This window comes from Micromonospora tarensis (assembly GCF_016803395.1).
Classification (GTDB): Bacteria; Actinomycetota; Actinomycetes; order Mycobacteriales; family Micromonosporaceae; genus Micromonospora; species Micromonospora tarensis.
Map to the genome: position 1 here is coordinate 1 of NZ_JAEVHL010000293.1, position 7,184 is coordinate 7,184.

The 7,184-nt window shown below is 70.8% G+C and carries 13 protein-coding genes; 6 read left to right on the top strand and 7 right to left on the bottom strand.

The genetic code is table 11. The features are described from left to right. Window positions 1-151: 151 nt before the first annotated feature. The 3 genes from JM949_RS31705 to JM949_RS31715 all read left to right on the top strand — a co-directional run bounded on the left by JM949_RS31705 (window position 152) and on the right by JM949_RS31715 (window position 2,612). Window positions 152-1,138, top strand: coding sequence for an SEC-C domain-containing protein (locus tag JM949_RS31705; RefSeq protein WP_203151777.1), 987 nt, complete (start codon window positions 152-154; stop codon window positions 1,136-1,138). 72 nt (window positions 1,139-1,210) lie between these two features. Next, window positions 1,211-2,068 (top strand): hypothetical protein, encoded by an 858-nt coding sequence (locus tag JM949_RS31710; RefSeq protein WP_203151778.1) that lies wholly within the window; start codon window positions 1,211-1,213, stop codon window positions 2,066-2,068. A gap of 127 nt (window positions 2,069-2,195) precedes the next feature. Then, complete coding sequence (locus JM949_RS31715; protein ID WP_203151779.1) at window positions 2,196-2,612, top strand: hypothetical protein; 417 nt, start codon at window positions 2,196-2,198, stop codon at window positions 2,610-2,612. 106 nt (window positions 2,613-2,718) lie between these two features. Here JM949_RS31715 and JM949_RS31720 read toward each other — a convergent pair whose 3' ends face one another. The 6 genes from JM949_RS31720 to JM949_RS31745 form a co-directional block, all read right to left on the bottom strand. Next, a complete protein-coding gene (locus tag JM949_RS31720) occupies window positions 2,719-3,123 on the bottom strand; it encodes a hypothetical protein (protein ID WP_203151780.1) in 405 nt (134 codons plus the stop codon). Next, entirely contained in the window at window positions 3,120-3,431 is a 312-nt protein-coding gene (locus tag JM949_RS31725; protein WP_203151781.1) for a hypothetical protein, read from the bottom strand. The genes JM949_RS31720 and JM949_RS31725 overlap by 4 nt, the downstream gene beginning before the upstream one ends. A 164-nt stretch (window positions 3,432-3,595) precedes the next feature. Beyond that, the gene (locus JM949_RS31730; RefSeq protein ID WP_203151782.1) at window positions 3,596-3,802 is read right to left on the bottom strand and encodes a hypothetical protein; all 207 of its coding nucleotides are present in this window, start codon (window positions 3,800-3,802) and stop codon (window positions 3,596-3,598) included. 30 nt (window positions 3,803-3,832) lie between these two features. Continuing rightward, entirely contained in the window at window positions 3,833-4,024 is a 192-nt protein-coding gene (locus JM949_RS31735) for a hypothetical protein (protein ID WP_203151783.1), read from the bottom strand. A gap of 6 nt (window positions 4,025-4,030) precedes the next feature. Beyond that, window positions 4,031-4,294: a DUF6244 family protein gene (locus JM949_RS39415; RefSeq protein ID WP_203151784.1), complete on the bottom strand. Its 264-nt coding sequence runs from the start codon at window positions 4,292-4,294 to the stop codon at window positions 4,031-4,033. Between the two features lie 286 nt (window positions 4,295-4,580). Beyond that, window positions 4,581-4,826, bottom strand: coding sequence for a winged helix-turn-helix domain-containing protein (locus tag JM949_RS31745; protein WP_088949319.1), 246 nt, complete (start codon window positions 4,824-4,826; stop codon window positions 4,581-4,583). A gap of 822 nt (window positions 4,827-5,648) precedes the next feature. Between JM949_RS31745 and JM949_RS31750 the strand changes: the two genes are divergently transcribed. Genes JM949_RS31750 through JM949_RS31760 form a run of 3 tightly spaced genes read left to right on the top strand, consistent with a single transcriptional unit; the run spans window position 5,649 to window position 6,557 of the window. Beyond that, on the top strand, window positions 5,649-6,068 hold the full coding sequence (locus tag JM949_RS31750; protein WP_203151785.1) for a hypothetical protein: 420 nt from the start codon (window positions 5,649-5,651) through the stop codon (window positions 6,066-6,068). Then, window positions 6,062-6,340: a hypothetical protein gene (locus JM949_RS31755; protein ID WP_203151786.1), complete on the top strand. Its 279-nt coding sequence runs from the start codon at window positions 6,062-6,064 to the stop codon at window positions 6,338-6,340. Before JM949_RS31750 ends, JM949_RS31755 begins: the two co-directional genes overlap by 7 nt. A 10-nt stretch (window positions 6,341-6,350) precedes the next feature. Then, window positions 6,351-6,557: a hypothetical protein gene (locus tag JM949_RS31760; RefSeq protein WP_203151787.1), complete on the top strand. Its 207-nt coding sequence runs from the start codon at window positions 6,351-6,353 to the stop codon at window positions 6,555-6,557. Between the two features lie 94 nt (window positions 6,558-6,651). Here JM949_RS31760 and JM949_RS31765 read toward each other — a convergent pair whose 3' ends face one another. Beyond that, a complete protein-coding gene (locus JM949_RS31765) occupies window positions 6,652-7,086 on the bottom strand; it encodes a LysR substrate-binding domain-containing protein (protein WP_309232419.1) in 435 nt (144 codons plus the stop codon). Between the last annotated feature and the right edge of the window lie 98 nt (window positions 7,087-7,184).

The following is a 7,184-nucleotide window of genomic DNA, read 5'->3' on the forward strand; positions in this document are numbered from 1 at the left end:
TACGCTGGCCGCTCGTCACCCGTCGTTCGTCAGGATGCGCCCATGTCCGAGTTGCTGACCGCCAACCGCATCGACGAGATCGGCGCGCTGGGCTCCGCCTGCCCCGGAGTACGCTGGCCGCTCGTCACCCGTCGTTCGTCAGGATGCGCCCATGTCCGAGTTGCTGACCGCCAACCGCATCGACGAGATCGGCGCGCTGGGCTCCGCCAGCCCCGACCCCGCGGCGCTGGTCACCGAACTGGTGGGCGCCGTCGACGAGGGCCGGGTCGCCGACCCCGCCGACACCGGGTACGCCCTGCTGGTCGCCGCCGACATCCTCAAGCAGGCCGGCGACCTGGCCGACGCGCTCGCCCTGGCCAGCCGCGCCATCGCCGAACAGCCCGACGAGGACGCGTACGCCCGGGCGGTGCGCGGCGGCCTGCTGCTGCGCCTCGGCCGTGCCGACGAGGGCATCGGCGAGCTGACCGCCCTGCGTCCGCGGCTGGAGACCGACCCCGACGCCACCTACCTGATCGACGAGCTGGCCGAATCCGGCCACACCGAGACCGCTGTGGAGTGGCTCACCGGTGCGCTCGACGCGATCCTGGAACGAACCCGCAGCCAACCGCACGAGTCGGAGGACGCCCAGGACGCGGCCGCCGCCATGATCTACGGTCTGGCCCAGCGGCGGCACGACCTGCGCGCGGAACTGGGGCTGCCGCACGACGAGTACGACAACCTCGCCGACCGGTTGCGCGCCGCCAGCAACCACGCCCTCGACGCGCTCGACGACGGCCCGGCCACGCTGCTGTTCTGGCCGCAGGCGGAGTTCGACGCCCTGCTGCTGCGCTGGCCGGCCCTCGCCGACAGCTACCCGACCAGCTGGGACGAGCACCGCGCCCAGCTCGAACGCGCCCTCGTCGACGCGTCCGGGCTGGGCGGCGCCGACCTGGGCGTGGTCGCCGGCAGCGTCGACGGTCTGGCGGTTTTCGCGCAGGAGGCCGGCAGCGACCCCACCGACGAGGAAACCCTCGACGGGTACGCGGACAGCCTCGACGAGGCCGGTGTGACCGCCTGGCCGCCCGGCCGCAACGACACCTGCTGGTGCGGCTCGGGCAGCAAGTACAAGAAGTGCTGCCTGCCGCGCTCGCGCGGCTGACCGTACCGTCGCTTTCCCACGCCTGCGACCATCGACCTGTTTGCCGTTGCCGCTACCGGTCGGAGTTCACGCATGGGTGGCTTCATCGACGTCGTCGAGGCGTGGTTCGCGGGTAGGCCCACTGACCACCTGGAACTCCTCGGCCTGACCATGATCTTCTGGGGTCGCCTGGGCAAGTCGATGCTCTACCTGGCCGGGCTCAGCATCCTGCTGGACCTGGCCGATCCGGGCAGACTGCGGCAGCGGGGAACGGCGTCCGTCGGGCGGGCCGGCCGGACGTTCCAGCGGATGCGGCGCAAGCGCCAGGTCGGTCGGCTCGTCCGGATGCACGAGGACGTGCACGGTGACATCGCCCGGATGGTCAACCACCGAGGACTGGTCCTGTCGACGCGGCCACCGACCGCCGTGCCCGCAGGCGTGCGGCTGTCCCTCGCCAAATACCGCGGCTTTCGCGCGGACGTGATCGCCGCCCTGCCCGGGGAACACGCCTGCCGGAACGAGCACAAGGCCACGCTCTGTCCACAACAGTTCGAGTACGTCAGGCGGCGGGTCAACAACCTGATCGCCGAGCAGTTGCCCGCCGACCAACGCGACCTGGTTCGGGACGCGGAGGCGACCAGGAACAGCGTCGTACCCATCCTCGCCGCCCTCGCCGTCCCGGTGATCGCCGTCTGCGTGGTGCGCCTCGACGACGCTGTGTGGGAGCGGACGTCGACGTCTCTCGGCGTGATCCTCGCCCTGGCCGTCTGCGTCGCCCTGTTCTTCCCGGACGTCCGTCTGACCATCGGCGCGGTGAGCTACCGCCTCTGGGGGTCCGCGCTCTCCGCCTACGGCAGACTGCTCGACCAGACCCGACCACTGCACCTGCTCCGCTGGCTGGCGGCCGGGCTCTTCCTCATCGGCGGCCCACTCGACCTGCTGGCCTCCTGAGACATCCACCGTCACCATCGAACGTACGGTGGGCGAACATCCCACCATCCATTGATATTCGCGCACGCCGAGCGGGGCTAGGGTGACCGAACGAGGCACCCAACCCCGCTCCGCGAAGGAGAACCACGTGCGCCGCATCATCACCGCCACCACCGCGCTGCTCGGGCTGTCCCTGTTCGCACTGCTCACGCCGACCCCGGCGAGCGCGGCCAGCACCGTCGACGTCACCTCGGCGACCCTCGTCGCACGCGGCGTCGCCGTGGACATCACCCTCACCGTGACCTGCGACCCCGGCCTGTCCGGCGCCACCGAACTGATCGTCCGGCAACGCTCCGGCGACCGGGTCGCGTACGCGGGCGGTTGGGCCCCGCTCGACTCGTGCACCGGAGAGCCGCAGACCGTCACCGGGCGCGCCTGGGTGGAGGGCGGCGGACTGGCCCTGAATCCGGGAGTGGCGCTGGTCAGCGGCGGCTTCGAACTGTGCGGCCAGGACGTCTGCGACTACCCACGGTTCGAGCAGACGGTCCGCATCACCCGTAAGTGAGCCTTGTCGGCGGTGCGCCGGCCTGCGGGGAGAACCGCTGGCCGGCGCGTCGTCGTCGCCGGTGTCTCGGACGTCGCCCGGTAGACGCTTTTCCTTGAGTGGTGAGCTAGCCAGGAAAGCGAATGACCGGGAGGTCACCGCCGTCGCCGTAGGCTTTACCCTCGCTGGTCAGCACCGAGGCGTCGTGCTCCAGCACGGCCATCACGGCGGCGGCGAGGTCAACCCGACCGGTGACCACACGCCAGTACGCCAACTCCTGCCAGTTTTCACCCCAGGTGGGCAACACCGCGCAGGCCGGACGTTCGAGCAGTCGGTGCAGCAGCGCCCGATCGCCCGGATCGTCCACCACCGCCAGCACTTCGGCCGCGACCACAGCCGGCACACCGAACCGGACCCCGTCGTGGGCCACCTCGTGGATGGGCTCGGCGACATCCATGGATCCGGCCACGTAGGCGAGCAGCGCGGACCGGTCCAGTATCAGCCGAACCGCAGGCACGTTGAATTCCGTCATGCCGCCGGGGCCTGGGTGTCGGGGCCGTCGAGCATTTCGGCGGCCGCGCGGCGGGAACGGTCGCGCAGCGCGGCGCGTCGACCAGGCGACCACTCCTGCTCGACCTGGGCGCGTTGGGCCCTGGCACGGGCCTGCCCCTCCGCCGTCACGGTCATGCCCCGGCGGGCCAGTTCGGCGTCGAGATCCTCGGCACGCATCCGCGCCCGGATCGTGTCGACTACGTACGCGCTGGCGTTGGGCTCACGCTCCAGGCGCTCCGCCACGTCCTGCGGAAGCGAGAACGACTTCTTGCTCACCGATCCGGTCATACCGAGAAGCCTATCGGATCGCACCGCCAATCTAGGGCAACACGCACGGTCACCCTGTCCGATTCGCGCTGCTCAGGCTTCCGTGGCCCGGGTGGCACGGGCGGACAGAGCGTCGGCGATGCAGCGAATTCGCGCAGCGTCGCCGCCAGGTCTTCGACGATCTCCTAGGCGATGACTTCCGGCGGTAGCAGCGCGTCGGCGTCCTCCAGGGAGGCGTCCTTGAGCCAGGTGATGTCGAGGTTCACCTTGTCCCGAGCGCTCAACTCCTCGTACGAGAAAGGCCGGAACCGCTCGGTCTCCACCCGCTCGGCGGCGAGGTCACCGACGCCTGGCGGCAGATAACCAATGGGGAAATCTGTCCGGTTCCCCACCGTCCCGGGCACCCGGATCAGGCGCGCCCGTCACCTCGTCTGCTCCATTGCCACCCAGATCTCGTCCAGGTAGTCCCACCAGCGCTGGTCATCAAGTCGAAAGCTCGTAAGGAGAAAACCGCCAAGGACGGAGGTGTTACCCACGACATCAGCACGAGCGGCCAAACTGGAGATGTCGCCTCGAGCCGCCGCTGCCAGCAGTTCGGCGAGGTCACGAAGCACCCGTGGTCAGTTTCCCAGCGCTCGGACCTTGGCGATCGTCTCCTGGACGTGCTGCTTGGCCGGGTCGCCGCCCTGGGCAGCCTGCGCGAGCGCCTGCCGATACGAGTCGATCATGCCGACCAGCGGACCGGCGGCCACGCCCTCCAACGCGCCGGCGACGAGGGCTCGCGCCTCGGCCGCGTCCTGGGCTGCCGCTGCGGTCTTGGCCTTCGCCTCGTCCAGCTTCTGCGACGCCGCCGCCAACCTCGCGATGATCTGTGCCGCGCTCACGCGCACCTCCCCGTGGTCGACCAGTGCCTCCACCGCCGCACCGGCGGAGACCACATGGGAGCGTACGAGATCCGCGCACCCAGCGCGACCGTCGCTTGCCCGATCGTCACCATGTGGGGCACGGCAAGCCCAAGAAGAACGCGTGTCAGCACTCAGAATGTGTAGATCTTGGACACTTTCCGTCCTCCGCTGACGGAAACTGTCCAAGATCTCGCGCCGCCGAATCCGCCAAGGCGTGCGGCCAGCGACGAGCGAACTGGCAACCCGAAATCAGCGCGCCGAGCGGTCAGCGCTCGGCCACGAACACGCCTACGCCACCGACGCCCTCTACCAAACCCTCGATCTTGAGCGCGTTGATGGCCTGGCGGACCACGATCGCCGACACGTCGTGCTGACGGCACAACTCCGAGGTCGACGGCAGCTTGTCGCCCGGCGCGAGTTCGCCGGACTTGATCTGAGCGCGAATGCCGTCGGCAATCAGCGCCCACTTGGCTTTGGCGGGCATTGGTGTCTCCCAGGTCTGCCCTGCCATTCGATCACGAAGAACTTTGTATAGCAAGCAATGTGTGGTTGGTGCTTGCGCTCACATAACCTGTTATATAAGCTTGCCCCAGTCAGCTCCCAGGTCTGCAAACCAGGAGCTGGCTCTTCCCCACCGCGCAGGAAGCGCCTGGTTGGTCGGTCCCCCTGTCCGGCCGGGCGTGCCGGGGGTGTGCCCGGACGCCGCCCCCACGCTCACCACGACAAGCAGCAAAACCGTGACCAGCGAGGAGACCTACCGACGGGAGCCCTCGATGCCCGATCGACCCGACGAATGCCCGACCGATCCATCGAGCCCACCGGAACGCCACCGCCTCGTGTCCGAGCAGGATGTCGAGGACGCCGACGACGCCTCTTCGCCCATCCGCCGCGGGTGGTACGACGGTGGCTCTGCGAGTGCGGCGTCGACTACCCGTGCGCGGAGGTGCGCTTCGCGCTGCTGGTCAAGTCCAGCGCCGAGGCGGGCGAATGAACACCGACACCGTTAACGACCTCCGCGACGCCTGGCTGGCCACGATCTCCGCCGCTGATCGGGCCGGCGCTCAACTGCATGGCGTAGTGCCGCCCGGCCGACCGTTGCCCTGGCAGGAGGCGGTCACCGAATGCTGGCGAGCGCTCAGCCTGGTCTACGCCGGGCTGGCAGCGACTCGCTATGCCGTCGGGCCGGCAGCGACGACCCAGGCGGCCAGCCCCACAGCAACGAACCAAACCCCCAGCCCGGCAACGACGAGCCAAGTGCCCAGCCCGACAGCAACGAACCACACCGCCAACCCGGCAACCCGGCAACCCGGCAGTTCGCGCCCGAGGTCACCCAGTGGGCTCGGTCGGGGAGCTGCTCGCTGGCCTGCGTGCCGCCCGGGTCGACGCGGACCGGGCCGCCGCGCTGGCCGCTCGGGTCCGCTGGCGGTTGGGTGCGACCGAGGACCGGCTCCGGCGTACCCGTGACCTGGCGGACGCGGTCGCGGCCCGGCGCTTCGCGGCGGCGATCACCCGGTTGGACCTGGTCGTCGCCCGGCTCGCAGTCGGCGGCTGCCGACTCGACCGCTCGGTGGCGGCGTTGACCGGTGAACCGGTCACAGCGCGCACGGTCGAGCCCCGAAGTCCGGCGATCCCCGCCGAGGAGATCGCCCAGGGCTGCCGGGCGGCGAGCGTTCTGGCGGGCAGGCGGATTCGACTGGCCGGGCTGGGCCGGCGCAGAACCGCACTCACGAGGATCTGGGAGCGACGATGGTGAGCGATCCGCACGCGGCGCTACGCGGCCTGCTGACCGGACGGATGCGCGGCCACGAGCGGCGGCTGCACCGCTTTGCCGAGACGGACTGGCTGCGGTACGCGGACCTGCTCGCCGGGGCGCTGCTGGTGGCGGTGCGGCGGCGGTTCGTGGCCGGGCAGGATCGGGGGCCGGTGATCCGGTTCGTGGCGTCCGCCCGGGAACGCTACGACGCGACCGGGTCCGATGTGGACCCGGGGCTGGCCGAGGCGCCGGGCCTGGGCGGCGCTCGGTGAGCGTCCGCCGGTGCCCGACGACCCGGCGGCGATCGTCGCGCGGACGGTGCTGCTGCTCGGGTTGCTCGAAGACGAAGGTCTCACCGACCGCGAACTCGACGAGATCCTGGTGTCCGCCGCGCACGCGGTGCACGACCCGGCGCGGCATGCCGACGGCCGGCCGGCCGGCGCACCTGTCGAACCCGACGGGCGCCTCACACTGCCTTCTCCGCCGTGATTTGGGTTTGTCGACGTTCGGGTTGAGGTGCGCGGCTGCGCACGGATGACAGACGTGCGCAGCCGCGGCGAGGGCTGAGTGCGGTGTCGTGCGGTCAGGTGGGCTCGACTGGGAGCCAGTCCCGGTGGCGGTCGTACTCCAGCCAGCGGCGCCGTCGGGCTTCCTGCGTGAAGGCGTGCACCAGCGCGGGGAGGGCCGGGTGGGTGCTGCCCGGCCGCCACAGCAGGGACCAGGCGTACAGCGGTGTCGGCTCGACCAGCGGGACCGACCGTACGCCGGGCACGGCGGGCGGCGGGCCGTCGGCGGGGAGCAGGTAGAAGCATTCCGGGTGGTCCGCGATGTACGCCAGGACCTGGTCGAGGCCGAGGTTGGTACCGGCGGTGTGCCGCTGGATGCCGAACCGGTCGGCGAAGCGGTGCAGGAAGTCCAGCCGGTGCAGCGGCGCCGGGGTCCACAGCGTGCTGTCGCGCAGGTCGGCCGGGCGCAGCTGCTCGGCGTCGGCGAGCGGGTGGTCGGCGCTGAGCAGCACGTCGAGGGGGTTCCAGGCGGACGAGCCGGCTGGTCAGGCCAGGCCGCAGCGGCGGGTGGACGCGGCCGAAGCCGGCGTCGGTCTCGTGCTGGGCCAGG